Genomic DNA, 26,462 nt, shown 5'->3' with positions numbered 1-26,462 from the left:
AGGGGACGGGAGCGAGCGAACGCATGCGGGGGAGCCCATGAGTACGACCGACGCCGGTGCCGCGGTGATCACCCTGGCCGAGTCCGAGCTGGACCCGTGGGTGACGCACGCGCCGACGCGGCACTGGCTGACGGGGCCGGGTCTGCCGGCCGGCAGCGGCATGCTGAGCTTCGACGGGCTGCGCGGGGACGGCCTGCGCACGGTGGCGGACTCCACGGGCGATCCGGCCGACCGGCTCGCGGCGGAGCTGCGCGAACAGCTGGTGACAGGCGGACTCCTGGGCCCCGCGGGCCTGGAGACGGAGTCGGTCCTGCTGGACGGCGCGACGGGCGAGATCTCGACGACGTACCTCCTGCACGACCGCCCCGGCCTGATGGACCGCCGCCCCCTGGCGCCCTCGCTGCGGACGCTGGTCCGCTTCGCCGGGGCCACGGACGAACTGGCCGGGCTGCGCGGCCAGTTCGCCTCCTACGCCGGCCGCTACGGACCCAAGGCGGTGGCGGAGGCCTCCCAGCACCTGCTGTCCGTCTTCCGGGACGGCACGGACGGCGAACCGGCCCCGTTCTGGAAGATGGCGGCCCTGATCCGCCCCCTGTCCCTGGTCGCGGGCCGCTCGGGCGCCTCCGGCCTCTCCCTTGACCTCCCGCACCGCCTCCTGGACCAGGAGTTCGGCCCCGGCAAGGTGGCGCGCTTCGAGGACGTGGACTTCCCGGCGACCCTCACGCACGAGCCGACCCGCCGCTTCCTGCGCGAGGTGGGCCTCCCGGAGGACGCCCCCGTCTTCTCCCTGGACACGGACGTCCCGCTGGCGACCCTGGCCGAGTTCCACGCCGACGCGGACACCCCGGCGCGGCTCCCCGCCGGCGCCGACCGGCTGATCCGCCTCGGCCACCTGATCGAGGACATCAGCCTGGTCGTCGACGGAGCCACGGGCGCGGTCCTCAACTGGAGCGAACCCGAGGCGACGCTCCACCCCCTCAACACGGACGTCTCGACCCTCGCCTTCACGCTCTGGCTCCTGCACCGCGAGCGGGCGATCGACGAGCGGTCCGACCACGAGCTGACGACCGACACCTACGACCAGCTGGCCATGACGATGCTCCAGGTCCTGTCGACGGTCGACCCCACGGGGATCGCGACGCCGGCCCCGTCCCGGCACTACTGGACGACCACGTGCCAGGACGAGGCGGGCGGAGTGCTCTGACGGGCCCGCCGTCAGGCGGACCGGGAGGCGCCGCGGCGGCGCACGGCGAACACCAGGCCGCCGCCGATCACCGCGGCGGCCGCAGCGGCACCGGCGAGCAGCGGGGTGCCGTCGGAGCCGGTGGCGGCGAGGTTGCCACCGGTGGAGCCGCCGGCCGTGGTGCCGCCGGAGCCGGCGGAGGTGCCGGCGGAGGTGCCGGCCGAGGTGCCGGCCGAGGCGGTGGCCGAGGGGGAGGCCGTACCGCCGGTGCCGCCGGCGGCCTGGCCCCCCGGCTTGTTGCCGCCGGTGCCGCCGTCGCCGCCACCGTCGGCACCGTCCGAAGGGCTCGGCCCGGGCTCGTAGTCGCTCGGCAGGTCGATGCGGATCAGGGCGGTGTTGTTGGCGCGGTTCCTGTCGTACGCGGGCGCGATGTCGTAGACGGAGGACGCCGTGACCTTGCCCTGGGTGTCCTGCGCGGACTCCTTGACGTCCAGCAGGAAGGTGTAGGCCAGGGACTGGCCGACGTCGAGGGTCCCGTCCTCGGGCCAGCAGACGTACTTCGGCTTGCCCGGGGTCCCCTGCGGTCCGCTCGGGCCGTCGATCCCGAACGGCGCGCAGTCCTTGGGCACCTCGACGGCGGTGGTGCCCGGCGGTATCTGCACCAGCAGACCGGGGAGGTCGTCGCTCTCCTGGTTCTGCACCCAGCCCGGGCCGTCGTTGCGCAAGGTCGCCGTGACGGACTGCTGCTCGCCGGCCAGGGCCTCGGTGTCCTCACCGACCGCGACGAGGTCGGCGGTGTTGTCCGCGGTCAGGGTCATCCGCCGGTGACTGTCGTCGTAACCCTCGCCGGGCGCGTCCCCGCTCGCGCTCGTGCCGTACTCGACGGCCTCCATCAGGGCCTTGCCGAGCGCCTTGAACCGGACGGGCGTGGTGACGGAGGCGCCCGGCTCGACCACCGTGTCGAGTTCGCACAGTGCCTGCCTGACCTGGTCCCGCACGGTGGAGTAGGTGCAGCCCTTCACCTGCTCGGGGAAGTCGAGACCGCGCGTCAGACGCACCCGGAAGGTGACGCCGTCCGCCGCCGCCGTGCCCTTGTTGGTGAGCGTGACGGACCGGTCGTACACCTCGCCCGGCTTCAGGGACGCGGCCGGCAGTGTCGACACGGCCAGGTCCGGCCCGCCCTCCTCGGCATACGCCGCGGGCGCGGCGACAGCTGGTCCGGTGACGGCGATCACGGCAGCGGCCAGGACGGCTGCCGGGGGGCGCAGATGCACGGGGGTTCTCCTCGTGGAAACGGTGGACATGACGGACCGGAGCGTCGGCTACCGGTCATGTTCTGGACACCTGAGAGCCCCTCGGGGTTGTGCGCCCGGCAACCGTCTCGTGCCCGCTCCGGGCGACGGCGGACCGGCCGTGCGCCTCCCGGGCCGCGCGGCGGCCGGGGACGCCCCGGCGGCTTGCCCCTGTTGCGCCCCGAACGCGCCCTTCCCCCTTTCTGTGCCCGGGCGGATGCTCGGGCCATGGGGGACACAGGAGAGTCGGGCATCATCCCGTTGCACCACCCGGACGGACACCGGCAGCGGCCGCCGGACGCGCCGCAGCCGTGGGAGAAGACCGACCGTGCCCAGGCGGCACTGGAAGGCGCCACCGGCCCTGAGCCGCCCGCTCCGCCGCTCTGTCCCACCTGCGGGCTCATGGGCGACCGGTGCGTCACGTACTACGGCTGGCACGTCCTCCTCGAACCGGACCTGCGGGTGCCGGCGCACCTGGTGCCCGCGTGGCACCGCTGGTACGTCGACGCCGACGGCACCGCCTGGAACAGCCGCGACGACGAGCCCGCGCCGGGGGCGGTGTGCCGCGTACCCCACCGCATCGCCTGCCCCGGCCTGCGCCTTGAGGAGGCCGGCCCGTGGCGCCGGCTGGACGCGGCGCGTCTGGAGAACGCACGCCGCGCCCGCCGGCAGCCCGCCGGGGGAGCGCCCTCGGACACCCTCCCGAACGCGGGCTGAAGTCCCCGGACGAGCTCCCGCGGCAGACGCCCGAGACGGCGAAGAGAAGAGGCCGTGGCGGGATTCGAACCCACGTAACTCGCTTTGCAGGCGAGCCCCTGAACCACTCGGGCACACGGCCGGGACCGAGGTCGACCTCGCCGTCGTGGCGGGATTCTGACCCGCGTGACTCCCCGCGAGCGGAGCTCGCTGATGGACGCAGCGCAGGCGAGCCCCTGAACCACTCGGGCACACGGCCTGGAACTCGGTGAATCGACCGTACGGCCCCGGGAATGCCGGGCTCAAGGGCATGCGGTGCGGTGCAACGCGACTGCCACACGCCGTTCACGAAGGGCGTACGACCAAGGTCTCAGGTGGGGACCGTCTCGCGACAGGGGTCAAAGCGCCGCGTGGACCTTACGCTGGCGGGCATGCCTGACTCCAAGCCGCGTGACGCCGATGTCGTGGGTGCCGGTGCGCCGACCCCTCTCGCGGGGGGAGGAGAGGGCGTACTGGGGCAGGGGTACCGGGCACTGAGCGTCGGCATCGTCTCCGTCGTGCTGCTCATCGCCTTCGAGGCGACCGCCGTCGGCACGGCGATGCCCGTCGCGGCCCGTGAGCTGGACGGGATCTCGCTGTACGCGTTCGCCTTCTCCGGGTACTTCACGACCAGCCTGTTCGGGATGGTGCTCGCCGGGCAGTGGTCGGACCGGCACGGGCCCCTCGCGCCGCTGACGACGGGCATCGCCTCCTTCGGCGCCGGGCTGCTGCTGTCGGGGACCGCCGGGGCGATGTGGGTGTTCATCCTGGGACGGGCCGTGCAGGGGCTCGGCGGCGGGATGGTGATCGTCGCGCTGTACGTGGTGGTCGGACGGGCCTATCCGGAACGGCTGCGGCCGGCGATCATGGCGGCTTTCGCGGCGGCCTGGATCGTGCCGTCGATCGTCGGCCCGCTCGCCGCCGGCACGGTGACCGAGCGGCTCGGCTGGCGCTGGGTGTTCGTGGGGATCCCCGTCCTGGTCCTGCTTTCGCTCGCCTTCGCCCTGCCGCAGATCCGGCGGCGCGCGTCCAAACCGGCGGGCGGTCCGGACGCGCCCGGGGCACCGGGGAGCGCGGTCGAGCCCGGCCCCGGGGCCTCCTTCGACCGTCGCCGCATCCGGCTCGCCCTGGCCATCTCCCTCGGCGCCGGCCTCCTCCAGTACGCCGCGCAGGACCTGCGTCCCCTCTCGCTCCTGCCGGGGGCGCTCGGCGTGGCCCTGCTCGTGCCCGCCGTGCTCGGCCTGCTGCCCCGCGGCACCTACCGGGCCGCCCGCGGGCTGCCGTCCGTCGTGCTGCTGCGCGGCGTCGCCGCGGGGTCGTTCATCGGCGCGGAGTCCTTCGTGCCGCTGATGCTGGTCACCCAGCGCGGGCTCAGCCCGACCCTGGCCGGCTTCTCGCTCGCGGCGGGCGGTGGGACGTGGGCGCTGGGCTCCTGGGTGCAGTCGCGGTCGCGGTTCGAACCGTACCGGGAGCGGTTGACGACCGTCGGCATGCTCCTGGTCGCCGCGGCCATCGCCACGGCGCCGAGCGTGCTGGTCGACTCGGTGCCCGTCTGGACCCTGGCCGCCGCCTGGGGCGTCGGCTGCTTCGGCATGGGGCTGGTCATCTCCTCCACCAGCGTGCTCCTGCTGAAGCTCTCCGCCCCGGAGGAGGCCGGCAGCAACTCCGCCGCGCTGCAGATCTCCGACGGCCTGTCCAACGTCGTCCTCCTGTCCGCAGGCGGCGCCGCCTTCGCGGCCCTGGGCGGCGGCACGGTCTCCCACACCACCACCCACACCTCCGGCTCCCACCCCGCCGCGTTCGCCGCGGTGTTCCTGCCCATGGCGGCGGTGGCCCTGCTGGGCGTCTGGGTGTCGACCCGGCTGCGGGAGCACCGGCCGTGAAGCGGCCGTCCTCCGCTCGCCCCGGGCCGTAGGAGGTGCTGCGGGCCCTGCGCGTCAGGAGGCTCGGCGAACGACGGCCGGGGCGGACCGGGACGTGGCGTGCACGCCGGTCGTCGACGTGGCGTCCGGGGCGGAGGCGGAGGCCGGGAGGATCGCGGGGCGGCTGGGGGAGCTGTGACGTCGGTCCCACCCGCGCGTGACCCGGCCCGGTCCGCGCGTTGGCCGGTGGAGCGCGCCGGTAGGGTGGCCCGGTTGTCATACGTAGCCGAGCCGTCAGGCTCCTCGCACGAGCCGCCCGACCCCCAACGGAGACCGTGACTACCACCGCCGGCACCAGCACCGCCTCGCACCACCTCTCCCCGGCGTTCCCCGGGCGCGCCCCCTGGGGCACCGCCGGCAAGCTCCGCGCCTGGCAGCAGGGCGCGATGGAGAAGTACATCCAGGAGCAGCCGCGGGACTTCCTGGCGGTCGCCACCCCCGGCGCCGGCAAGACGACCTTCGCCCTGACGCTGGCCTCGTGGCTGCTGCACCACCACGTCGTGCAGCAGGTCACGGTGGTCGCCCCGACCGAGCACCTGAAGAAGCAGTGGGCCGAGGCCGCCGCGCGGATAGGCATCAAGCTCGACCCGGAGTACAGCGCCGGACCGCTCGGCCGTGAGTACCACGGCGTCGCCGTGACGTACGCCGGTGTCGGGGTGCGGCCCATGCTCCACCGCAACCGCGTGGAGCAGCGCAAGACGCTCGTCATCCTCGACGAGATCCACCACGCCGGTGACAGCAAGTCCTGGGGCGAGGCCTGCCTGGAGGCGTTCGAACCGGCGACACGGCGGCTGGCGCTGACCGGTACGCCCTTCCGGTCCGACACCAACCCCATCCCCTTCGTCACGTACGAGGAGGGCGACGACGGCATCCGGCGCTCCGCGGCCGACTACACCTACGGCTACGGCAACGCCCTCGCCGACAACGTCGTCCGGCCGGTCATCTTCCTCTCCTACAGCGGCAACATGCGCTGGCGCACCAAGGCCGGTGACGAGGTCGCCGCCCGGCTGGGCGAGCCCATGACCAAGGACGCTATCAGCCAGGCCTGGCGGACCGCGCTCGACCCGCGCGGGGAGTGGATGCCGGCCGTGCTGCGCGCCGCCGACCAGCGGCTGACCGAGGTCAGGAAGGCCATCCCGGACGCAGGCGCGCTCGTCATCGCCTCCGACCAGGACTCGGCGCGCGCGTACGCCAAGCTGCTCCGGGAGATCACCGGCAGCAAGGCCACGCTCGTGCTGTCCGACGACTCCGGCGCCTCCGAGCGGATCGACGAGTTCAGCAACAACACCGACCGGTGGATGGTCGCGGTGCGGATGGTGTCCGAGGGCGTCGACGTGCCCCGGCTCGCGGTCGGCGTGTACGCCACCACGATCTCGACGCCGCTGTTCTTCGCGCAGGCCGTCGGCCGTTTCGTACGGTCCCGGCGGCGCGGCGAGACGGCCTCCGTGTTCCTGCCGACCGTGCCCGACCTGCTCTCCTTCGCCAACGAGATGGAGCGCGAGCGCGACCACGTCCTCGACAAGCCCAAGAAGGAGGGCGAGGAGGACCCCTACGCCGAGTCCGAGAAGGAGATGGAGGAGGCGAACCGGGAGCAGGACGAGGACACCGGCGAGCAGGACATGCTGCCCTTCGAGGCGCTGGAGTCCGACGCCGTCTTCGACCGGGTCATGTACAACGGCGCCGAGTTCGGCATGCAGGCCCACCCCGGCAGCGAGGAGGAGCAGGACTACCTCGGCATCCCGGGACTGCTGGAGCCCGACCAGGTGCAGCTGCTGCTGCAGAAGCGGCAGGCCCGGCAGATCGCGCACAGCCGCAAGAAGCCGGACGAGGAGGCCGACCTGCTCGAACTGCCCGCCGAGCGGCGGCCGGTGGTCTCCCACAAGGAGATGATGGAGCTGCGCCGGCAGCTCAACACCATGGTCGGCGCGTACGTCCACCAGAGCGGCAAGCCGCACGGCGTGATCCACACCGAGCTGCGGCGCGTGTGCGGGGGACCGCCGGCGGCCGAGGCGACGGCCGGGCAGCTGCGGCAGCGCATCGCCAAGGTGCAGGAGTGGGCCACCCGCATGAAGTGACGCCCCGGGGAGGGCTCCACAACCTGGGGGGCGCGCATACCGTCCCAAACCGAAGCACTGCACCGCGGACCGTGCCCGGATTCTGGACGGAGCCTTCCGCTCAGCGAACCCCCTTCGCTACTGTCCCGCTACGCACACGCCCCGTGGCAGCGCCGCCGCGGAGCGCAGCCGTGAAGCGACGCGGCCCGGACAGACCGGGCCGCCGGCCGATCGGCGGCCTCTGAAGCGCGTCGCCGACGGGACTCGGCGACGCATCCGCCGACCAGGGGGCCGCCGACCTCACCACTAAGGAGTGGGCGTCGTGACCGCGGAGACCTCCCAGACGCTCGACCGGGGACTGCGGGTCCTCAAGCTGCTCGCCGACACGGACCACGGGCTGACCGTGACCGAGCTCTCCGTCCGGCTGGGCGTGAACCGGACCGTGGTGTACCGGTTGCTCGCCACCCTGGAGCAGCACGCACTCATACGCCGTGACCTGGGCGGACGTGCCCGGGTCGGGCTCGGGGTGCTGCGTCTGGGACGGCAGGTCCATCCGCTGGTGCGGGAAGCCGCGATGCCGGCGCTGCGATCGCTGGCCGAGGACATCGGCGCGACGGCGCACCTGACCCTGGTCGACGGGGCGGACGCGCTCGCCGTGGCCGTGGTCGAGCCGACCTGGACGGACTACCACGTCGCGTACCGGGCCGGGTTCCGGCACCCCCTGGACCGGGGCGCCGCCGGCAAGGCCATCCTCGCCGCCCGGCAGCACCCGAGGGCGGACCCGGGTTACACGCTCACCCGCGGCGAGCTGGAGGCGGGAGCGTGCGGGGCGGCGGCCCCGCTGCTGGGCGTGACGGGCGTCGAGGGCAGTGTGGGCGTGGTGATGCTGGCCGACGTCGTACCGGAACGGGTCGGAGAGCGGGTCGTCGAGGCGGCCCGTGAGGTGGCGGAGGCGCTGCGCTGACGCCGGCCGGGGTGTCCGGGGCGGACGGCCGGACCGGTCGGCGGAAGGGGGCGCGTGACCTGGCCCCGGTGGTCCACCGCACCCGCGTTAGATTGATCCCGTGTTCTCTCGTCTCACGCGCCCCCAGGCCATCGCCGTCTGCGCCCTGCCCGCCGTGGCCCTGATCGCCACGGCCGTGTTCGCGCCGCTGCCGTTCTCGGTGGCGCAGCCGGGCGAGACGGCGAACGTGCTCGGCGAGCACAAGGGCGAGCCGGTGATCACCATTGCGGGTGCGCCGACCCGGGAGGCCCGGGGCGAGCTGCGGATGACCACCATCGTCGCGACCTCACCGGACACCCGCGTGTCCCTCCCCGACGTCCTCGACAGCTGGTTCCGCACCGACGAGGCCGTCATGCCGCGCGACGCCCTCTACCCGCGCGGAGACACGGTCAGGGAGATCGAGCGGCACAACGAGAAGCAGATGAAGGAGTCCCAGGACGCGGCGACCCGGGCCGCGCTCGGGTACCTCGGCCTCGACGCCAAGGACGTCAAGGTCAGCCTGAAACTCGCCGACGTGGGCGGGCCCAGCGCGGGGCTGCTCTTCTCCCTCGGGATCGTCGACAAGCTCGACGGCGACGGCACGGGCGGTGACCTCACGGGCGGCCGTGTCATCGCCGGTACGGGCACGATCGAAGCGGACGGCACGGTCGGTGCGGTGGGGGGCGTCGCCCTCAAGACGCAGGCCGCGAGGCGGGACGGCGCGACGGTGTTCCTGGTGCCCAAGGCGGAGTGCGCGGACGCCCGCGCCGAGCTGCCGAAGGGCCTCAGGCTGATCCCGGTCACGACGCTGAAGGGCACGGTGAGTGCGCTGCTGGCCCTGGAGACGGGCAAGGGGTCCGTGCCGAGCTGTTAGTGGGCGGCGGCGGCCGGCCGGGGCCGGGTGGCGAGCTTCAGACCGACCTCGACGAGGGTCCAGCCGAGGCGCATCCGCAGGTCGTGACGGCGCGCCGGGCGGGGACGGGTTTCGGCCCGCAGCTCGGCGGCGCGGGCGTGGTGCAGGGCGAGGTGGATGTCGGGGTGCATCTCAGTCCGTCCTGATCGGGAAGGCGTGGGTGTGGAAGCGGACCTGCTCGGCGCCGGGGGTGTCCTCGTCGGCCGCGCGGTCGCGGTAGCTGTCGAGCAGCGCGTGCATCTTCCCGACGAGCTCCTGGGTCGTCTCGGGCGTCAGGCGCAGAGTCCAGCTGCTCAGGTCCCAGACGCGGGTCCACTCCTCGGGCCATGCGTCACGGTTGCCCAGCCAGGTCGACACGGCCCGGGTCTGCGCTGTGGCGACCTCGTGCACGTACAGGTCGGCCGCGCCGCGCACGGCCGGGTCCGCGTCGGTGAGCAGGGCGTCGTCGAAGCGAAGGCCGAGCTGGGCCGCCTTCCACCACCGCTCGCGCCCCTTGCCCCGCTCGGGGGCGTCCTCGACGAAGCCGTACTCGGCGAGCTGGCGCAGGTGGTAGCTGGTGGCGCCGCTGGACTCGCCGAGCTTCGCCGCCAGTTGCGAGGCGGTGGCCGGGCCGCCGAAGCGCAGGGCGTCGAGCAGCTGGATCCGCAGGGGGTGCGCGAGTCCCCGCAGGGACCGGGCGTCGAGCTGCCGTACCTGTGGGTTCTGGGATTCGGTCACCATGCAAAGCTATCCTTGCAAAGGAATCCTTGCAAGGTTTTCTTTGCAACTCCTCCTAGCCCTCCCGGACGAACCCCTCCGTCACCATCCAGTCCAGCGCCACCTCGTGCGGGTCCTCCCCCTCCACGTCCACCTTCGCGTTCAGCTCCCGCGCCACCGCGTTGTCCAGCCGCGCCGTCACCGGATCCAGCACGTCCGCGATCGCCGGCCACTCCTTCAGCGTCTTCGCGTTGATCACCGGCGCGGCGTTGTAGTTGGGGAAGAACTTCCGGTCGTCCTCCATCACGACCAGGTTCATCGACTCGATCCGCCCGTCCGTCGTGAACACCTCGCCGTACGGGCAACTCCCCTTGGCCGTCTGCGTGTAGATGATCCCCGTGTCCATCTGCGTGACGTTCCGCGCCGGCAGTCTCATCCCGTACCGCTTCTGCATGCCCGGCAGCCCGTCCGCCCGGTTCGCGAACTCGACTTCCACGCACAGCCGCACGGCGCCGGGGTCGGACTTCGCCAGCTTCGCCACGTCCGACATGGTCCTCGTGCCGTACTTCTCCGCGTTCTGCCGGTTCATCGCCAGCGCGTAGGTGTTGTCGAGGGACGACGGCCGCAGCCAGGCCAGTCCGTTCGCCGCGTCCTCCTTCTTCACCGCCTCCCACTGCCGCCGCGGATCCGTGATCGGCTCGCTGTGCCCGAGGTAGGTCATCCAGGCCGTGCCCGTGTACTCGTACCCGGCGTCCGCGTCGCCCTTGCGCACCGCCTCGCGGCTGCCGACGGAGCCCTGGATCCCCGTCCGGTCGAGGACCTCCGCCCCGGCCGCCTCCAGGGCGATGCCCATGATCGCGCCCAGGATCAGGCCCTCGGTGAACGACTTGGACGTCACCGTCAGGCTCGCGCCCTTCAGTGGCCCGCCCCGCCCGACCGACCCGGGCCGGACGTCGTCGGCCATGGGGGAGCCGCTGGTCAGGCCGCATCCGGAGGCCGCCGTCAGCAGCAGCGCGGCCGGCAGCGTCCGGCCCCTCATGCCCGCAACCCCCGCGGCCGCAGGAGCACTTCCGCGAGCGAGGCCAGCCAGTCCACCAGCAGCGCCAGGACGACCGTGAGGACCGACCCCAGCACCAGTACCGGCATGCGCTGGTTGGTGATCCCGGTCGTGATCAGCACGCCCAGCCCGCCGCCCCCGCCGAAGACCGCCAGCGTCGCCGTCCCGACGTTGAGGACGAGGGCCGTGCGCACACCCGCCAGGATCAGCGGCACGGCCAGGGGGAGTTCGACCCGGGTCAGCACGCCCATCGGGGACATGCCGATGCCGCGGCCCGCCTCCAGCAGGGTCGGCTCGTTCGCCTTCAGGCCCGCGATCGTGTTGGACAGCACCGGCAGGACCGCGTAGAGGATCATGCCGATCAGGGCGGCCCTGCGGCCGATGCCGAGCCAGATCACCAGCAGGGCGAGCAGGCCGATCGCCGGGGTCGCCTGGCCCGTGTTGGCACAGGCCATCACCACCGGCGTGGCCCTGCGGAACGCCCCGCGGGTCAGCAGGATGCCCAGCGGGATCGCGATGACCAGCACGAAGAACGTGGAGATCGCGGTCAGCTGGATGTGCTGCCACAGCGCCTTGGACACCTGGCCGCCCGCCAGGGCGTTCCGGGTGAGCGCGTCCAGGTCGGCCTGCTCGAACCAGAGCCAGGTGGCGAGGAGCACGGCGATCAGGCCGACGGGCAGGACGGTCAGCTTCCGCCAGCCGATCCGGGCGGGCCGGCGCTCCGGCCGGGACGGTCCCGCAACGGACGCGGAGATCTCACCGGCGGGCCCGGAGTCCGGCCCGGGCCGCCCGGAAATCTCCTCGGCCGCCGCGGCCCTCACCGCTCCCCTCCCGGGCCCACGCCCGTCACACCCCCGGCCCGCTCCCGCTCCACCTCGGTCTGCGCGGCGCGCAGCGACTCCAGCTCGTGCTGGTGCTCCATCGCGTCGAGCCGGTCGGCCTCCAGCATCTCGTGCACCGAGTTCATGAGCGTCTCCATGTCGACCACGCCCGTGTACTCGCCGCGCCGCCCGGTCACCGCCACACGCCCCGCGTTGTCGGTGAGCACCGCCTCCAGCGCGTCGCGCAGGGTCGCGTCCCGGGTGACCGTGTCGTGCACCAGCTGCCCGGCCCGGGCCAGAGACCCCCTGGCCCGCATCAGGTCGCCCCGCCGCAGCCACTTGTAGGGGCGGCCCCGGCGGTCGAGCAGCAGGACCTCGTTGGTGCCGCCGGCCCGCAGCCGGTTGAAGATCTGCTGCAGCGGGTCGTCGACCGTGACGGTCGGGTAATCGGTGATCTCCACGTCCCGTACGCGGGTCAGGTTCAGCCGCTTCAGCGCCGCCCCGGCGCCCACGAACCCGGAGACGAAGTCGTCCGCCGGGTTGGTCAGGATCGCCTCGGGGGTGTCGAACTGGGCGATGTGCGAGCGCTCGCGCAGCACGGCGATCCGGTCGCCGAGCTTGATCGCCTCGTCGAAGTCGTGGGTGACGAACACGATCGTCTTGCGCAGCTCGTGCTGCAGCCGGATCAGCTCGTCCTGGAGGTGGTCCCGGGTGATCGGGTCCACCGCCCCGAACGGCTCGTCCATCAGCAGCACCGGCGGATCGGCCGCGAGCGCCCGGGCCACGCCCACGCGCTGCTGCTGGCCGCCGGAGAGCTGGCGCGGATAGCGGCCGTGGAACTCGCCGGGGTCCAGCCCGACGAGGTCGAGCAGCTGCTCGGTCCGCTCCCTGATCCGGGCCTTCGGCCAGCCGATCATCTTCGGGACCAGGCCGATGTTCTGCGCGACCGTCATGTGCGGGAACAGCCCGGCGGACTGGATCGCGTAGCCGACCTTGCGGCGCAGCCCCACCGGGTCGATGTCGGTGACGTCCTCTCCGCCCATGCGGATCCGGCCGCCGGACGGCTCGATCAGCCGGTTGATCATCTTCAGCGTGGTCGACTTCCCGCAGCCCGACGGGCCGACCAGGACGACGACCTCGCCCGCCTTGATCTCCATGCTCACGTTGTCCACGGCCGGCTGCGCACTGCCGGGGAACCGCTTGCTCAGGTCCTCCAGCTCGATGGAGGCACCGTGGTCGCCGGTCTCAGGCACGGATCCCCCTGGGAATGGTCAGCCGTCCGATCAGGACATACGCGGCGTCGAACAGCAGCGCGAGGACGATGATGCCGAGCGTGCCCGCGAGGACCTGGTTGAGCGCGTTGGCGCTGCCCAGCGAGGCGAGCCCGCGGAAGATGACGTTGCCGAGCCCAGGCCCGGAGGCGTACGCGGCGATCGCGGCGATGCCCATCAGCATCTGCGTGGAGACCCGGATGCCGGTCAGGATCGGCGGCCAGGCCAGCGGCAGCTCGACCCGCAGCAGCCGGGCCCGGCGGGACATGCCGATGCCGGTGGCCGCGTCCACCAGCGCCGGGTCGACCCCGCGCAGCCCGACGATCGCGTTGCGGACCACCGGAAGCAGCCCGTACAGCGTCAGCGCGATCACCGTGGGCGCCACCCCCAGGCCCACCACCGGGACGAGCAGACCGATCAGCGCGAGGGCGGGCACGGTCAGGACGGTGGCGGTGGTCGTGGTCGCGAGGTTCCCGGCCCACTCGCTGCGGTAGGTGGCGACACCGATCAGCACCCCGAGCAGGGTCGCCACGACCATGCACTGGAAGACGGCGCCGGCGTGCTGGTAGGCGTCGGTGAGCAGCTGCTGGTGCCGGCCTGCCAGGTACTCCCAGAAGTTCACACGCGCTCACCCCATGACGTCAGGTCTCCTCCGCGGCCTGCTCCACGAGCGGGATGATCCGCAGCGGAACGGGGTTCTCCATGACGATCGCCGTGGAGGCCCGGACGATGCCATCAAACCCGACGACCCGGTCGATCACACGTTGGAGATCGGCGTTGGACCGGGCCACGAGCCGGCACAGCATGTCCCCGCTGCCGGTCGTGGTGTGCAGCTCCAGCACCTCCGGCACGGTCGCCAAGTGCGCCCGCACGTCGGCCCCTTGCCCCTGCCGGATCTGCAGTGTGGCGAACGCCGTGACCGGATAGCCGAGCGCGGCCGGATCCACCTCGGGGCCGAATCCGCGGATGACTCCGTTCGACTGAAGCCGGTCCAGCCGGGCCTGCACCGTGCCCCGCGCCACGCCCAGCCGCCGGGACATCTCCAGCACCCCGATCCGCGGCTCCCGGGCGAGCAGCAGGATGATCCGGCCGTCCAGATGATCGATCGCCACAGCAGCCTCCCGAGGTGGTCATCCTGTACAGAAAGGCCGATCGTTCGGCCGTGTTGCTGAGCAGATTGCCCAGCAGAAACGCAAACTATTGCGCACCTTGCGAGGCGGGGAGACCCTGCGGCTATGACGCAGACCACACACCACACTCCCGACACCGCACGGCAGGCCGACCCCTTCCCGGTCAAGGGAATGGACGCGGTCGTCTTCGCCGTGGGCAACGCCAAGCAGGCGGCGCACTACTACTCCACCGCCTTCGGCATGAAGCTGGTCGCCTACTCCGGACCGGAGAACGGCAGCCGCGAGACCGCGAGCTACGTGCTGGAGAACGGCTCCGCCCGCTTCGTCCTCACCTCGGTCATCAAGCCCGCCACCGACTGGGGCCACTTCCTCGCCCGGCACGTCGCCGAGCACGGCGACGGCGTGGTCGACCTCGCCATCGAGGTGCCGGACGCGCGGGCCGCGTACGCCTACGCCCTGGAGCACGGCGCCCGCTCGGTCGCCGAGCCGTACGAGATGAAGGACGAGCACGGCACGGTCGTCCTGGCCGCGATCGCCACCTACGGCGAGACCCGCCACACCCTCGTCGAACGCTCCGGCTACGACGGCCCCTACCTGCCCGGCTACGTCGCGGCCAAGCCGATCGTCGAGCCGCCCGCGCAGCGCACCTTCCAGGCGATCGACCACTGCGTCGGCAACGTCGAGCTCGGCCGGATGAACGAGTGGGTCGGCTTCTACAACAAGGTCATGGGCTTCACGAACATGAAGGAGTTCGTGGGCGACGACATCGCCACCGAGTACAGCGCGCTGATGTCCAAGGTCGTCGCCGACGGCACGCTCAAGGTCAAGTTCCCGATCAACGAGCCGGCCATCGCCAAGAAGAAGTCCCAGATCGACGAGTACCTGGAGTTCTACGGCGGCGCGGGCGTGCAGCACATCGCGCTCAACACCAACGACATCGTGCAGACGGTCCGCACGATGCGCGCGGCCGGCGTGGAGTTCCTCAACACGCCCGACTCCTACTACGACACGCTCGGCGAGTGGGTCGGCGAGACACGCGTGCCGATCGACACCCTGCGCGAGCTGAAGATCCTCGCCGACCGCGACGAGGACGGCTACCTGCTGCAGATCTTCACCAAGCCGGTCCAGGACCGCCCGACGGTCTTCTTCGAGATCATCGAACGCCACGGCTCCATGGGCTTCGGCAAGGGCAACTTCAAGGCCCTGTTCGAGGCGATCGAGCGCGAGCAGGCCCGCCGCGGCAACCTGTAGCCCGACGGCGCGCTCCAGGCCGTGCGGGTGTCACGGGACACCCGCACGACCCCTTTCGCACCCGGACAGGCGAAGGCCGCCGCCGACGGGGTTCACACCGGTGGCCCCGGATGCGAACCTGTGATCATGAGCCGTATCGAAGCGCCTCGCGACGACAGGACCGGCAACCTCGTCGACCTGCTGCTCGGCGGCCTCCCCGCCGAGACGGTGCTCACCGACCCCGACATCACGGCCTCCTACGCCCACGACATGGCCGGCTTCTGCCCGGCCGGCACCCCGGCCGTCGTCGTGCTGCCCCGCACGACCGAACAGGTCCAGCACGTGATGCGCACCGCCAGCGCGCTGCGCGTCCCGGTCGTCCCGCAGGGAGCCCGCACCGGCCTGTCCGGCGCCGCCAACGCCTCCGACGGCTGCATCGTGCTCTCCCTGACCAGGATGGACCGGATCCTGGAGATCAACCCGGTCGACCGCATCGCCGTCGTCGAGCCCGGCGTGGTCAACGCCGCCCTGTCGAGAGCCGTCGGCGAACACGGCCTGTACTACCCGCCGGACCCCTCCAGCTGGGAGATGTGCACCATCGGCGGCAACATCGGCACGGCCTCCGGCGGCCTGTGCTGCGTCAAGTACGGCGTCACCGCCGAGTACGTCCTCGGCCTCGACGTGGTGCTCGCCGACGGGCGGCTGATGTCCACCGGCCGCCGCACCGCCAAGGGCGTCGCCGGCTACGACCTGACCCGGCTGTTCGTCGGCTCCGAGGGCTCGCTCGGCATCGTCGTACGGGCCGTGCTCGGGCTGCGGCCCAAGCCGCCCCAGCAGCTCGTCCTGGCCGCCGAGTTCACCTCCGCTGCCGCCGCCTGCGACGCCGTGTGCCGCATCATGGAGGGCGGCCACGTCCCCTCACTCCTCGAACTCATGGACCGGACGACGGTCAAGGCCGTCAACGACCTGGCGCAGATGGGCCTGCCCGAGGCCACCGAGGCCCTGCTCCTGGCCGCCTTCGACACCACCGCCCCGGCCGCCGACCTCGCCGCCGTCGGCGCGCTGTGCGAGGCCGCGGGGGCCACCCAGGTCGTCCCCGCCGACGACGCCGCCGAGTCCGAACTGCTCCTTCAGGCGCGTAGGTTGTCGCTCACCGCACTGGAGGCGGTCAAGGGCGTCACGATGATCGACGACGTGTGCGTGCCGCGCTCCCGGCTCGCCGAGATGCTCGACGGCGTCGACCGGATCGCCGAGAAGTACCGGCTCACCATCGGCGTCGTCGCCCACGCGGGCGACGGCAACACCCACCCGACGGTCTGCTTCGACCCGGCCGATCCCGACGAGTCCCGCCGCGCCCGCGAGTCCTTCGACGAGATCATGGCCCTCGGCCTGGAACTCGGCGGCACCATCACCGGCGAACACGGCGTCGGCGTGCTGAAGAAGGAGTGGCTGGCGCGCGAGATCGGACCCGTCGGGATGGAGATGCAGCGGGCCGTGAAGCAGGCCTTCGACCCGCTGAACATCCTCAACCCGGGCAAGCTGTTCTGACGCCGGTGCCGTCACTGGGCGAGCAACTGGTCCAACGCGTCGTCGAGTCCCAGCTGTTCGCCCTCCGTCCCCGGCGGCACCACCCGCAGCGTGCGCTCCAGCCAGGCCGACACCTGCGCCGCCGGGGCCTCCAGCAGGGCGTCCCCGTCGGGCGAGCTCAGCGCCATCAGCACCACGCTGCGCCCCTCCGTCTTCGTCGGCCACACCCGCACGTCCCCCTGCCCGCAGGGCCGGAACACGCCCTCCACCAGCAGGTCCCGGGCGAACGTCCAGTACACCGGGTGCGCGGAGTCGACGTGGAAGGTGACGTGGACGGCGTACGGGTCGTCGGTGACGTACCCGAGCCGGGCCGGCACCGGGATCCTGCGCTCCGGCGACAGGACGAGGTTCAGCTCCAGTTCCCTCTCCACCACGGTCTGCATGGCGGTGTTCCCTTCTCCTGACGGCTGCCCGGGAGGGCCGGTCAGGGGGAGAGAGCGGGCGGGCGCGGCGGCATTACGCGCGTTGCCGGAAGTTTTTTCGCAGGGGACACCGCGGGACGGCGCCGTGCGTAGCACATCGGTGCCCGAAAGGGGTGGGTCCGGTGGGAGCGGCCGTGGGGCTTGCGCTCGTCTGATAGATGTGGAGGCCCCCATTTGGCCCCCGAGCAGATACGGGACGACGGACATGAGCGCCCCAACCCCGGCACCCGGTGACGACAGGCCCCGCGAAGGGTATTACCCGGACCCGTCCATTCCTGGATACGTCCGGTACTGGAACGGTGCCTCCTGGGTGCCGGGCACCAGCCGTCCGGCGCCCAAGGAAGGCGAGTCGCTCGCGCCGCCGCCCGGTGCGGGGGCGGCGCCCGCCGCCTCGGTCGAGGAGACCGGCCCGCACTTCTTCGACGAGGACCCGGTCGACGAGCCCGCTCCGGCCGACGCCCAGCACGGCAGCCGTCCCGAACCGGCCTCCGCCTGGGGCGCGGACCGCTCCCGCCAGTCCGGCTTCGGCGGCGACCAGGACCGCCGTGTCTCGTGGGGCGCGCCGCAGGGGGCACAGGGGGCGGCTCAGCAGGCGGGCGCCGCCCGGGCCGGGGAGCGGCAGGGTGCCGACCCGAGGGTGCCGCGCGCCGACCGCCGGCCGGCCGGCGACTCCCCGCGCACCGACGGCACGGCGCCGATCCCGCCGGCCGGCCAGGAGGCCGACGCGGCGGCCTCCGGCAGCACGTTCGTCTTCCGCCGCCCGTCGGGCAAGCGCGGGGGAGAGACCGCCGAGGCCCTCGACGAGGGCACGATGACGTTCCGCGCGGTGGCGCCCCGCTCGGGTGGCTCCCACGGCGGCGCCAGGCCGGCGCAGGGCGTCGACGGCCCGGGCGTGCAGGGCGGCGCGGCGGGTGTCGGCGGGAACACCGGGGCGCCGGGCTTCGGTTCGGTGGGTGCCGTGGGTGCCGTGGGTGCCGTGGGTGCCGTGGGTGCTGCGGGTTCGGCGGGTGCCGTGGGTGCCGTGGGTGCTGCGGGTTCGGCGGGTGCGGCGGGTTCGGCGGGTGCCGTGAGTTCTGCGGGCTCGGCAGGTTCGGCGGGTGCTGTGGGTTCTGCGGGGTCCCGGGCGTCTCAGGGTTCCGCGCATGCCCCGGGGTCTCAGGGCGCTCCCGGCGCTCCGGGGGCTCCTGGGGCTGCCGACACTTCCGGCGCTGCGGGGGCTGTGGGGGCTTTCGGGGCTGCCGGGGCTTCCGGCGTTCCCGGCGCTTCCGGCGTTCCCGGCGCTTCGGGGGCTGCCGACACTCCCGGCGCTGCGGGGGCTGTGGGGGCTGCCGGGACTTTCGGGGCTGCCGGGGCTTCCGGCGTTCCCGGCGCTCCGGGGGCTCCGGGGGCTGCCGACACTCCCGGCGCTGCGGGGGCTACCGGGGCTCCTGGTACTGCCGGGGCATCTGGGGCTCCCGGGGCTCCCGGGGCTGCCGGGGCGTTCGGAGCTCCCGGGGCATCCGGGGCTTTCGGAGCTGCCGGGGCATCTGGTACTTCCGGGGCTTCCGGCGTCGCCGGGACTCCTGGGACTCCTGGCGCTTCCGGACCGGCCGGTTCGCCGGGATCGGCTTCGGGCAGGGACTCGGCGGGGACCGCCTTCGCCGGTGCGGCGGACGCGCCGGGCAGCGGCGCCGTGGGGTCCGGCTTCGGTGGCTCGGCCGGTCCCTCCGGGGCGGCCAGCGGCCCGGCCTTCGGCAATCCCGCCGGTGCGGCCGGTGCGGCCGGTCCCGTACAGGCCCCGGCCGGGCCCGCCTTCAGCGCACAGGGCGGTGCCGGATCCGCCGACGGGGCGGACCGGCCCGGCTTCGGGGCCGGCAAGGCCGCCGCCGCTCGGGCCGCCGCCGCGCAGGCAGCGGCCGGGCCCGTGGGCGCCCCGGTATCCGCCCAAGCCCCCGCCGCCGGTTCGACGGCGCCGTCCGGACCCCAGGCGGCCCCCACCGTTCCCCCGCAGCCCGGCGGCTCGTCGGGCCAGGCCGCCTCCGCGGCCGGCCCCCTCAGCCCCGGCCCCGGCGGCGGCCAGTCCTCCTGGGCGCAGCAGGTGCACCGGCTCGCCGGCGGGGGAGAGGAACAGCCCGTCGCCCCCTGGAAGCCGCCCGTCGAGGACGTGTTCCAGGCGGCCGCCCGGCGCCAGGCCTCGGCCCGGCCCGCGGGGCTCGGCAAGCGGCTGGCGGCCCGTGTCGTGGACACCGTCGTGCTCCTGGGCCTGACCGCCACTGCCGCCGTCCCGCTCGGCATCAAGGCCGTCGACCACGTCAACGCGAAGATCGAGGCGGCCCGGCTCTCCGGCGAGACCGTCACGGTGTGGCTGCTCGACGGCACCACCTCGGTCTACCTCGGCATCATCCTGGCCGTGCTGCTGCTCGCCGGGCTCCTCTGTGAGGTGCTGCCCACCACCAAGTGGGGACGCACCCTCGGCAAGAGGCTGATGGGCCTCGAAGTACGGGACATCGAGGGCCACGACACCCCGGAGTTCGGCGCGGCCCTGCGCCGCTGGCTGGTCTACAGCGTGCCCGGTCTCCTCGTCGTCGGTGTGGTCGGCGTCGCCTGGTGCCTGTTCGACAAGCCGTGGCGGCAGTGCTGGCACGACAAGGCGGCTCACACCTTCGTGGCGGGCTGAGCTCCCCCGGACGGCCGTCTGCCGGATGCGGAGCCCGTGGGTTCGCGGTCGACTCGGGCCATGAGCAGTGAACCGCCCCCCGGCCCCGGTCAGCAGCCACCGGAAGACGACCCGTTCCGGAAGCGGCCCCCGGGCGAGCCGCCCGGCGAGGGCGCGGGCTCCCCGTACGGCAACGAGCCCCCGCCGCACCCGGGAGGCGGCCCCTACGGCGGCGGCCCGTACGACGGTGGCCCACCCGGTGGCGGCCCCTACGGCGGCGGCCCGTACGGAGGTGGACCGTACGGCGGAGGCCCTCCCGGTGGCGGCCCCTACGGCGGTGACCCCTACGGCGGAGGCTCCGCGCCCTCCGACCCGCTCGCCGGCATGCCCCCGCTCGCCGACAGCGGCAAGCGCACGCTAGCCCGCATCATCGACATGATCCTGGTGGGTGTCGTCGTCTGGCTGCTCACCTGGGGCTTCGGCGTCAACGAGTACGACCTCGACAGCGACCGCGTCGAGGTCGGCAGGTCCTTCTGGCAGTCGGCGGTCGCCGCCGTCCTCTACATCGCCTACGACACCGTCCTCACCGCCAGGACCGGTCAGACGCTCGGCAAGAAACTGCTGCACCTGCGCGTGGCCAACCTCGACAACGGCGCCACGCCCTCGGTGCAGACGGCGCTGGCCCGCGCGGCCGTGCTGTGGATCCCGTTCGCCTTCTGCTGCGCCTGCGTCTGGACGGCGATCTCCGGCGGCTGGAGTTTCTTCGACCGCCCCTACAAGCAGGGCCTGCACGACAAGGCGGCCAAAACGGTCGTGGTCAGCACCAATTGAGGCAAGGCGGAGCCAACTGCCGCAAAGAAGCGAAGGGCGGCGGTCAGGAAGCCGTCCGCTCCCGCACCGGTTCCGGGGCCGCCGCAGCGACCGGGGTCCGTACCGGCTCCCGGGGCGCGGGCTGTTCCACCGCCGCGGAGCGCCTGCCGGGCAGCGGCACCGTCATGGCGACCAGGAGCCCGAGGGCGAGCGCCGCGACGGCGATGAGCGCGATCCCCGCACCCGAACGCGTCTGTGACAGCAGCAGCATGGCGAGGGTCGAGAGGATCACGGTGCACGAACCGTAGGCGAGCTGTGCGGCGGTCGGGCGGGGCATGGCCATCATGTCCTCGAAGTGGGGGTCCACGGGGGCGTCGGCCTGGCATTCCGCCGGCTTCCGGGCGTTCCGCCAAGCGACTCTAACCGGCAGGCTGCCCGACGGGAACGAGCGGTAAGCGTGACCTAATCAACAAGGGCGGTGCACAGGGGGCGCACGGAGTCATGACGTCCACGGAGTGGACATATGCACGCGCCCTATCCCGAGGGAACAACCATCCGGCTGTCCGTAAAACGAACGTCGGCTCCGCATAGTGCACTTGACCTGTCCAAGTCAAGGTCTGTCTTTTCCGCTAAACCTCTAGTCAAATGTCGTCACTTGACTACACGCGTTGATCACGCGCGCGCGGACCGCACCTGACCGGGGACCCCTTCCTTCCGCGCGCACGGACGCGGGGGAGGAACTCAAGTGACCAGTAGACCCTGGACGTTCAGAGCCGCCGCCATCGGTGTGGCGCTCGCGGCGGCCACAGCCACCGCCTCGACGTACGCGGTGGCCGACGACACCTCCGCTCCCCGGTCCACCACCGTGGACCGGAACGACCCGGCGGACCGTCACCACGACGAGCACGACCTCGAAGGCCCCCTGAGCAAGACCCGGGAGGCGCAGCGCCAGGAGGCCCTGAAGCAGGTCATATCCGGCGAGACCAAGGTCAAGGACCGCGAGGGCTCGAAGGTCGTCCAGCTCAAGAGCAAGAAGGGCGACAGCAAGTACGTCGAGCTCGGCCGCGAGAAGACCGACAAGATCTTCACGATCCTGGTCGAGTTCGGCGACAAGACCGACCCGCGCTACGGCGGCACCCCGGGCCCGCTGCACAACCAGATACCCAAGCCCGACCGCAAGAAGGACAACTCCACCGCCTGGCGGGCCGACTACGACCGGGACTACTTCCAGGACCTGTACTTCGGCTCCGGCAAGGGCGTCGACTCGGTCAAGACGTACTACGAGAAGCAGTCCTCGGGCCGCTACTCGGTCGAGGGCGAGGTCTCCGACTGGGTCAAGGTCCCGTACAACGAGGCCCGTTACGGCAACAACGCCTGCGGTGACACCAACTGCCCGAGCGTGTGGAACGTCGTCAGCGACGGTCTGGACGCATGGGTCTCCCAGCAGAAGGCAGCGGGGAGGACCGACGCGCAGATCAAGGCGGACGTCGCGCGCTTCGACGAGTGGGACCGCTACGACTTCGACGGCGACGGCGACTTCAACGAGCCCGACGGCTACATCGACCACTTCCAGATCGTGCACGCGGGTGAGGACGAGTCCGCCGGCGGCGGCGCCCAGGGCACCGACGCGATCTGGGCGCACCGCTGGTACGCCTTCGGCACCGACGCCGGCGCCACCGGCCCCGAGAACAACAAGCTCGGCGGCGCGAAGATCGGCGACACCGGCATCTGGGTCGGCGACTACACCGTCCAGCCGGAGAACGGCGGACTCGGCGTCTACGCCCACGAGTACGGGCACGACCTCGGCCTGCCCGACCACTACGACACCGCGGGCGGCGAGAACTCCACCGGTTTCTGGACGCTGATGTCGTCCGGTTCCTGGCTGGGCGCCGGCAGGAACGAGATCGGTGACCTGCCCGGCGACATGACCGCCTGGGACAAGCTCCAGCTGGGCTGGCTGAACTACGACCGCGCCAAGGCCGGCGTCGACTCGTGGCACAAGCTGGGCGTCGCGGAGTACAACACCAAGCACAAGCAGGCGCTGGTCGTCGAGCTCCCCAAGAAGGCGGTCACCACCGAGCTCGTCACCCCCGCCGAGGGCAAGACGCAGTGGTGGAGCGGCAGCGGCAACAACCTGAAGAACACGCTGACCCGTTCCGTCGACCTCACCGGCAGGACGTCGGCGTCGCTGACCCTCGACGGCTGGTACGAGATCGAGGCCAACTACGACTACCTCTACACCGAGGTGTCGACCGACGGCGGCGCCAACTGGACCGCGCTGGACGGCACGGTGGACGGCAAGCCGATCCCGCGTGACGGCAGCGACAAGCCGGCCCTGCACGGCACGGTCGACGGCTACAAGAAGCTGGCGTACTCCCTGGACGCCTACGCGGGCAAGAAGTTCGACCTGCGCTTCCGCTACCAGACCGACGGCGGCCTGGCGATGAAGGGCTTCGCGGCCGACCGGATCGCGGTGACCGCCGACGGCACCCCCGTCTTCTCCGACGACGCCGAGTCGGCGGACGCCGCCTGGACGGCGAACGGCTTCTCCCGCATGGGCGCGTCCTTCACCCAGGACTACGCGCAGTACTACATCGCCGAGAACCGGCAGTACGTGTCGTACGACAAGACGCTGAAGACCGGCCCGTACAACTTCGGCTTCACCGAGCGCCCGGACTGGGTCGAGCACTACGCGTACCAGAACGGCCTGCTGATCTGGAAGTGGGACACCTCCCAGGCGGACAACAACACCAGCGAGCACAAGGGCACCGGTCTGGTCCTGCCGGTCGACTCCCACCCGACCGCGCTGAAGTGGGCCGACGGCACGCTGATGCGCAACCGCATCCAGTCCTACGACTCGCCGTTCAGCCTCTACCGCACCGACGGCATGACGCTGCACAAGGCGGACGTGGCGAAGTACATCCCGGGCTCGAAGGGTGTCTCGGTCTTCAACGACCGGACGAACGACTACTACGACGAGTCGAACCCGACGGCGGGTGTCAAGATCACTGACACCAACACGAAGATCAAGATCCTCAAGGAGGCCAAGGACGGCTCGACGATCGAGCTGGAGGTCGGCCCCGCGGGTAGGTAATCCGCATCCTTGCAGGTCAGCACATGATCGGCGGTGACCCACTGGCGGGTCACCGCCGATCCGTGTTTAGGTGCGTCCTGTGGCTCTCTTATTGACACCGACCGACACGGGGGAATGACCGCATGGCCGCAGGAGGCTTCTGCAAACTGCCGAACGGCACGGTGGTGGTGGCACTGAACCTGCCCAGCCCCGCCGCCGACGGCCCCGGCGCCGTCCGGGTGCTCGTCCACTCCGCGAACCGGGCGCGGGCCCTGACCAGGCTCCGCAACCTCGGCATGCGGTCGGTCTACCTGCGCGGCAACGCCGCACCGCCCACCCCCGACGAGATCACGGCGGTCCTCCACCATCCCGACGGGCTGATATGGCGCACGGCCCCCGACAACGGTGTCGTGGGCGGCCCGGACCTGGTCCAGGAGCTGTGGCGCCCGATCAGGTCCCTGCTGCGGCGCCCCACCGCCCAGACCTGACCCCGGCGGCCCGCCGGGCTACTGGACGACCGGCTTGCCGGTGAGCTCCACGCCCGCTTCCCGCAGCTCTCCCAGGGCCCGCTCGGTGGTCTGCGGGGCCACTCCGGCGGTGAGGTCGAGCAGGACGTGCGTGCGGAAGCCCTCCTTGGCGGCGTCCAGGGCCGTGGCGCGCACGCAGTGGTCCGTGGCGATGCCGACCACGTCGACCTCGGTGACGTCGCGGGAGCGGAGCCACTCCGCCAGACGGGTGCCGTTCTCGTCGGTCCCCTCGAAGCCGCTGTACGCCGCCGCGTACGCCCCCTTGTCGAGCACCGCGTCGACCGACCCGGAGGCGACGGCCGGTGCGAAGTTCGGGTGGAAGCCGACGCCCTCCGTGCCGGCGACGCAGTGCGCGGGCCAGGAGCGGACGTAGTCGGGGTTGGCGGAGAAGTGGCCGCCGGGCGCGATGTGGTGGTCGCGGGTGGCCACCACGTGCTGGTAGCCGGAGCCGGCGGCCTGCCCGATCAGCTCGGTGACGGCGGCGGCCACGTCGGCACCGCCGGCCACGGCGAGGCTGCCCCCCTCGCAGAAGTCGTTCTGCACGTCTACGACGATCAAGGCGCGGCGCATGGTCGGTGTCCTTCGGCTATGGGGTCGGCGAGCCCGGCCGGTGCACTGCCGAGCCTATTGACGGGGGAGCGGGGCCGGGAGGGGCGCGGGTCGGCGCATCGCGGCACACCGCAATTAGCTACCCGAGCCCTCGTGCAGGTACTCCGTCGGAATGACCGGCTCCCCGCGGGAGAGCTGGGTGGCCGACATCGGAAGCCCAGCGCGCGCCGCCGCGTGCCGGTCGCGCGCCGCGTCCAGCGGTTCACGCGCCACCACCTCGCCGCCCTTGACCAGCTCCACCAGCAGCTGCCGGTCCGCGAGCGGGGCCGGCACCCGTCCGGTGCCGATCACCTCGGCCTCGGCGATCCCGTGGGAGTCCAGCCGCCGCGCGGCCCACTTGCGCCCGCCCACCGACGTCTTGCCGCCGCTGGACTTCTTCGCCACCGGCACCAGCGGCGCCTCGGGGTCGGCGGACGCGGCCCGCGCGACCAGCTTGTAGACCATCGAGGAGGTGGGGTGGCCGGAGCCGGTCACCAGCTGCGTGCCGACGCCGTAGGCGTCCACGGGCGCCGCGGCCAGCGAGGCGATGGCGTACTCGTCCAGGTCGGAGGTGACGACGATCTTCGTGTCGGTCGCGCCCAGCTCGTCCAGCTGCTGCCGCACCCGGTGCGCGACCAGCAGCAGGTCGCCGGAGTCGATCCGCACGGCCCCGAGCCCGGTCCCGGCGACCTCGACGGCGGTGCGGACCGCCTCGGCGACGTCGTAGGTGTCCACCAGCAGCGTGGTGCCCCGGCCCAGCGTCTCCACCTGGGCCCGGAAGGCGTCCCGCTCGCTGTCGTGCAGGAGCGTGAAGGCGTGTGCGGAGGTGCCGACGGTGGGGATGCCGTAGCGGAAGCCGGCCGCCAGGTCGGAGGTGGTGGAGAAACCGCCGACGTACGCGGCCCGGGAGGCCGCCACCGCCGCCAGTTCGTGGGTGCGCCGGGCGCCCATCTCGATCAGCGGCCTGCCGCCCGCCGCCGCCGACATCCGCGAGGCGGCCGCGGCGATCGCCGAGTCGTGGTTGAGGATCGACAGGATCACCGTCTCCAGCAGCACGCACTCGGCGAAGGTGCCCTCCACCCGCATGATGGGCGAGCCCGGGAAGTACACCTCGCCCTCCGGATAGCCCCAGATGTCCCCGCCGAAGCGGTAGCCGGCGAGCCACTCGAGCGTCCGCTCGTCGACGATCTCCCGCTCCCGCAGGAAGCCCAGGACGCCCGGGTCGAACCGGAAGTTCTCCACCGCGTCCAGCACCCGTCCGGTGCCGGCCACGACGCCGTAGCGGCGCCCGTCCGGCAGCCTCCGGGTGAAGACCTCGAACACGCTCCGCCGATCGGCCGTGCCCGACGTCAGGGCGGCCCGCAGCATCGTCAGCTCGTACTGGTCCGTGAAGAGTGCCGTCGAGGGAACATCCACCGGCAGCCCAAGGTCCGCTGTGTTCATGGAGAGGAGCGTACCCCCATTTCGTCAATCTGACGATTGTGGTCCCGTGGGACGCGATCGCCGTACGGCCAGGCCCGTTTGTGCGACTACC

General features: G+C 72.4%; 24 protein-coding genes, 1 tRNA gene and 1 pseudogene. 13 read left to right on the top strand and 13 right to left on the bottom strand.

Annotation, left to right across the window (positions count from 1 at the left end; all coding sequences use genetic code 11):
• The first annotated feature begins 37 nt into the window (after positions 1–37).
• Positions 38–1,204 (top strand): SUKH-4 family immunity protein, encoded by a 1,167-nt coding sequence (locus ABTZ58_RS06025; RefSeq protein WP_351350844.1) that lies wholly within the window; start codon positions 38–40, stop codon positions 1,202–1,204.
• An 11-nt stretch (positions 1,205–1,215) separates the two neighbouring features.
• Here the strand turns inward: ABTZ58_RS06025 and ABTZ58_RS06020 are convergent, their stop codons facing one another.
• Positions 1,216–2,457, bottom strand: coding sequence for an LAETG motif-containing sortase-dependent surface protein (locus tag ABTZ58_RS06020; protein WP_351350842.1), 1,242 nt, complete (start codon positions 2,455–2,457; stop codon positions 1,216–1,218).
• Positions 2,458–2,703: 246 nt separating this feature from the next.
• On the opposite strand from ABTZ58_RS06020, the gene ABTZ58_RS06015 reads away from it, so the two are divergent.
• Entirely contained in the window at positions 2,704–3,192 is a 489-nt protein-coding gene (locus ABTZ58_RS06015) for a DUF6083 domain-containing protein (RefSeq protein ID WP_351350840.1), read from the top strand.
• 49 nt (positions 3,193–3,241) lie between these two features.
• On the opposite strand, the gene ABTZ58_RS06010 is transcribed toward ABTZ58_RS06015, so the two are convergent.
• A tRNA-Cys gene (locus ABTZ58_RS06010) sits at positions 3,242–3,313 on the bottom strand.
• Between the two features lie 289 nt (positions 3,314–3,602).
• Here ABTZ58_RS06010 and ABTZ58_RS06005 point away from each other — a divergent pair.
• The 4 genes from ABTZ58_RS06005 to ABTZ58_RS05990 all read left to right on the top strand — a co-directional run bounded on the left by ABTZ58_RS06005 (position 3,603) and on the right by ABTZ58_RS05990 (position 9,042).
• Positions 3,603–5,093 carry an MFS transporter gene (locus ABTZ58_RS06005; RefSeq protein ID WP_351350838.1) on the top strand — a complete coding sequence of 497 codons (1,491 nt, stop codon included), beginning with the start codon at positions 3,603–3,605 and terminating at the stop codon, positions 5,091–5,093.
• A 314-nt stretch (positions 5,094–5,407) separates the two neighbouring features.
• A complete protein-coding gene (locus tag ABTZ58_RS06000; RefSeq protein ID WP_351350837.1) occupies positions 5,408–7,207 on the top strand; it encodes a DEAD/DEAH box helicase in 1,800 nt (599 codons plus the stop codon).
• Between the two features lie 301 nt (positions 7,208–7,508).
• Positions 7,509–8,150 carry an IclR family transcriptional regulator gene (locus tag ABTZ58_RS05995; RefSeq protein WP_351350835.1) on the top strand — a complete coding sequence of 214 codons (642 nt, stop codon included), beginning with the start codon at positions 7,509–7,511 and terminating at the stop codon, positions 8,148–8,150.
• Between the two features lie 100 nt (positions 8,151–8,250).
• A complete protein-coding gene (locus ABTZ58_RS05990) occupies positions 8,251–9,042 on the top strand; it encodes a S16 family serine protease (RefSeq protein WP_351350833.1) in 792 nt (263 codons plus the stop codon).
• Here ABTZ58_RS05990 and ABTZ58_RS05985 read toward each other — a convergent pair.
• From ABTZ58_RS05985 to ABTZ58_RS05955, 7 genes are read right to left on the bottom strand one after another with little or no spacing between them, the layout of a single operon-like run.
• Positions 9,039–9,212, bottom strand: a complete 174-nt coding sequence (locus ABTZ58_RS05985) for a hypothetical protein (protein WP_351350831.1) — start codon at positions 9,210–9,212, stop codon at positions 9,039–9,041. The two genes, ABTZ58_RS05990 and ABTZ58_RS05985, sit on opposite strands and share 4 nt — an antisense overlap.
• 1 nt (position 9,213) lies before the next feature.
• Positions 9,214–9,801, bottom strand: coding sequence for a helix-turn-helix domain-containing protein (locus ABTZ58_RS05980; RefSeq protein WP_309097820.1), 588 nt, complete (start codon positions 9,799–9,801; stop codon positions 9,214–9,216).
• 52 nt (positions 9,802–9,853) lie between these two features.
• Entirely contained in the window at positions 9,854–10,816 is a 963-nt protein-coding gene (locus ABTZ58_RS05975) for a glycine betaine ABC transporter substrate-binding protein (RefSeq protein WP_351350828.1), read from the bottom strand.
• Complete coding sequence (locus ABTZ58_RS05970) at positions 10,813–11,655, bottom strand: ABC transporter permease (protein ID WP_502996014.1); 843 nt, start codon at positions 11,653–11,655, stop codon at positions 10,813–10,815. The genes ABTZ58_RS05975 and ABTZ58_RS05970 overlap by 4 nt, the downstream gene beginning before the upstream one ends.
• The gene (locus ABTZ58_RS05965) at positions 11,652–12,908 is read right to left on the bottom strand and encodes a betaine/proline/choline family ABC transporter ATP-binding protein (protein WP_351350826.1); all 1,257 of its coding nucleotides are present in this window, start codon (positions 12,906–12,908) and stop codon (positions 11,652–11,654) included. Before ABTZ58_RS05965 ends, ABTZ58_RS05970 begins: the two co-directional genes overlap by 4 nt.
• Positions 12,901–13,548, bottom strand: coding sequence for an ABC transporter permease (locus ABTZ58_RS05960; protein WP_351350824.1), 648 nt, complete (start codon positions 13,546–13,548; stop codon positions 12,901–12,903). Before ABTZ58_RS05960 ends, ABTZ58_RS05965 begins: the two co-directional genes overlap by 8 nt.
• 19 nt (positions 13,549–13,567) lie before the next feature.
• Positions 13,568–14,038: an Lrp/AsnC family transcriptional regulator gene (locus tag ABTZ58_RS05955; protein WP_020277695.1), complete on the bottom strand. Its 471-nt coding sequence runs from the start codon at positions 14,036–14,038 to the stop codon at positions 13,568–13,570.
• Positions 14,039–14,161: 123 nt separating this feature from the next.
• Between ABTZ58_RS05955 and hppD the strand changes: the two genes are divergently transcribed.
• Together hppD and ABTZ58_RS05945 are read left to right on the top strand one after the other, a co-directional pair.
• Positions 14,162–15,307: a 4-hydroxyphenylpyruvate dioxygenase gene (gene hppD, locus ABTZ58_RS05950; protein ID WP_351350821.1), complete on the top strand. Its 1,146-nt coding sequence runs from the start codon at positions 14,162–14,164 to the stop codon at positions 15,305–15,307.
• A 120-nt stretch (positions 15,308–15,427) separates the two neighbouring features.
• The gene (locus tag ABTZ58_RS05945; RefSeq protein ID WP_351350819.1) at positions 15,428–16,834 is read left to right on the top strand and encodes an FAD-binding oxidoreductase; all 1,407 of its coding nucleotides are present in this window, start codon (positions 15,428–15,430) and stop codon (positions 16,832–16,834) included.
• Between the two features lie 11 nt (positions 16,835–16,845).
• On the opposite strand, the gene ABTZ58_RS05940 is transcribed toward ABTZ58_RS05945, so the two are convergent.
• On the bottom strand, positions 16,846–17,256 hold the full coding sequence (locus ABTZ58_RS05940; protein ID WP_351350817.1) for an SsgA family sporulation/cell division regulator: 411 nt from the start codon (positions 17,254–17,256) through the stop codon (positions 16,846–16,848).
• 244 nt (positions 17,257–17,500) lie between these two features.
• On the opposite strand from ABTZ58_RS05940, the pseudogene ABTZ58_RS05935 reads away from it, so the two are divergent.
• From ABTZ58_RS05935 to ABTZ58_RS05925, 3 genes and pseudogenes are all read left to right on the top strand, one after another.
• Positions 17,501–18,301: pseudogene (locus ABTZ58_RS05935) on the top strand (DUF2510 domain-containing protein); the annotation flags it as partial.
• Between the two features lie 312 nt (positions 18,302–18,613).
• Positions 18,614–19,951: an RDD family protein gene (locus ABTZ58_RS05930; RefSeq protein ID WP_351350989.1), complete on the top strand. Its 1,338-nt coding sequence runs from the start codon at positions 18,614–18,616 to the stop codon at positions 19,949–19,951.
• A 60-nt stretch (positions 19,952–20,011) separates the two neighbouring features.
• Positions 20,012–20,761: an RDD family protein gene (locus tag ABTZ58_RS05925; RefSeq protein ID WP_351350815.1), complete on the top strand. Its 750-nt coding sequence runs from the start codon at positions 20,012–20,014 to the stop codon at positions 20,759–20,761.
• 43 nt (positions 20,762–20,804) lie between these two features.
• On the opposite strand, the gene ABTZ58_RS05920 is transcribed toward ABTZ58_RS05925, so the two are convergent.
• Positions 20,805–21,083: a hypothetical protein gene (locus tag ABTZ58_RS05920; RefSeq protein ID WP_351350987.1), complete on the bottom strand. Its 279-nt coding sequence runs from the start codon at positions 21,081–21,083 to the stop codon at positions 20,805–20,807.
• A gap of 402 nt (positions 21,084–21,485) precedes the next feature.
• On the opposite strand from ABTZ58_RS05920, the gene ABTZ58_RS05915 reads away from it, so the two are divergent.
• Entirely contained in the window at positions 21,486–23,834 is a 2,349-nt protein-coding gene (locus tag ABTZ58_RS05915) for an immune inhibitor A domain-containing protein (RefSeq protein WP_351350813.1), read from the top strand.
• 122 nt (positions 23,835–23,956) lie between these two features.
• Entirely contained in the window at positions 23,957–24,301 is a 345-nt protein-coding gene (locus ABTZ58_RS05910) for a hypothetical protein (protein ID WP_351350811.1), read from the top strand.
• Between the two features lie 18 nt (positions 24,302–24,319).
• Here the strand turns inward: ABTZ58_RS05910 and ABTZ58_RS05905 are convergent, their stop codons facing one another.
• Complete coding sequence (locus ABTZ58_RS05905) at positions 24,320–24,910, bottom strand: isochorismatase family protein (RefSeq protein WP_351350809.1); 591 nt, start codon at positions 24,908–24,910, stop codon at positions 24,320–24,322.
• A 114-nt stretch (positions 24,911–25,024) separates the two neighbouring features.
• Positions 25,025–26,371 carry a nicotinate phosphoribosyltransferase gene (locus ABTZ58_RS05900; protein WP_351350807.1) on the bottom strand — a complete coding sequence of 449 codons (1,347 nt, stop codon included), beginning with the start codon at positions 26,369–26,371 and terminating at the stop codon, positions 25,025–25,027.
• Positions 26,372–26,462 lie beyond the last annotated feature (91 nt).

The sequence above is a fragment of the Streptomyces sp. NPDC094143 genome, from assembly GCF_040303825.1.
Lineage (GTDB): Bacteria > Actinomycetota > Actinomycetes > Streptomycetales > Streptomycetaceae > Streptomyces.
The sequence above is the reverse complement of the archived record's forward strand: the minus strand, read 5'-3'. Positions and strand labels throughout refer to the sequence as shown.

Coding starts and splice junctions, on each gene's coding strand:
- ABTZ58_RS06015 (WP_351350840.1), top strand. CDS start 2,704: ATGGGGGACACAGGAGAGTCGGGCATCATCCCGTTGCACCACCCGGAC.
- ABTZ58_RS05925 (WP_351350815.1), top strand. CDS start 20,012: ATGAGCAGTGAACCGCCCCCCGGCCCCGGTCAGCAGCCACCGGAAGAC.
- ABTZ58_RS05920 (WP_351350987.1), bottom strand. CDS start 21,083: ATGGCCATGCCCCGCCCGACCGCCGCACAGCTCGCCTACGGTTCGTGC.
- ABTZ58_RS05900 (WP_351350807.1), bottom strand. CDS start 26,371: ATGAACACAGCGGACCTTGGGCTGCCGGTGGATGTTCCCTCGACGGCA.
- ABTZ58_RS05910 (WP_351350811.1), top strand. CDS start 23,957: ATGGCCGCAGGAGGCTTCTGCAAACTGCCGAACGGCACGGTGGTGGTG.
- ABTZ58_RS05905 (WP_351350809.1), bottom strand. CDS start 24,910: ATGCGCCGCGCCTTGATCGTCGTAGACGTGCAGAACGACTTCTGCGAG.
- ABTZ58_RS05975 (WP_351350828.1), bottom strand. CDS start 10,816: ATGAGGGGCCGGACGCTGCCGGCCGCGCTGCTGCTGACGGCGGCCTCC.
- ABTZ58_RS05980 (WP_309097820.1), bottom strand. CDS start 9,801: ATGGTGACCGAATCCCAGAACCCACAGGTACGGCAGCTCGACGCCCGG.
- hppD (WP_351350821.1), top strand. CDS start 14,162: ATGACGCAGACCACACACCACACTCCCGACACCGCACGGCAGGCCGAC.
- ABTZ58_RS05940 (WP_351350817.1), bottom strand. CDS start 17,256: ATGCAGACCGTGGTGGAGAGGGAACTGGAGCTGAACCTCGTCCTGTCG.
- ABTZ58_RS06025 (WP_351350844.1), top strand. CDS start 38: ATGAGTACGACCGACGCCGGTGCCGCGGTGATCACCCTGGCCGAGTCC.
- ABTZ58_RS06005 (WP_351350838.1), top strand. CDS start 3,603: ATGCCTGACTCCAAGCCGCGTGACGCCGATGTCGTGGGTGCCGGTGCG.
- ABTZ58_RS05985 (WP_351350831.1), bottom strand. CDS start 9,212: ATGCACCCCGACATCCACCTCGCCCTGCACCACGCCCGCGCCGCCGAG.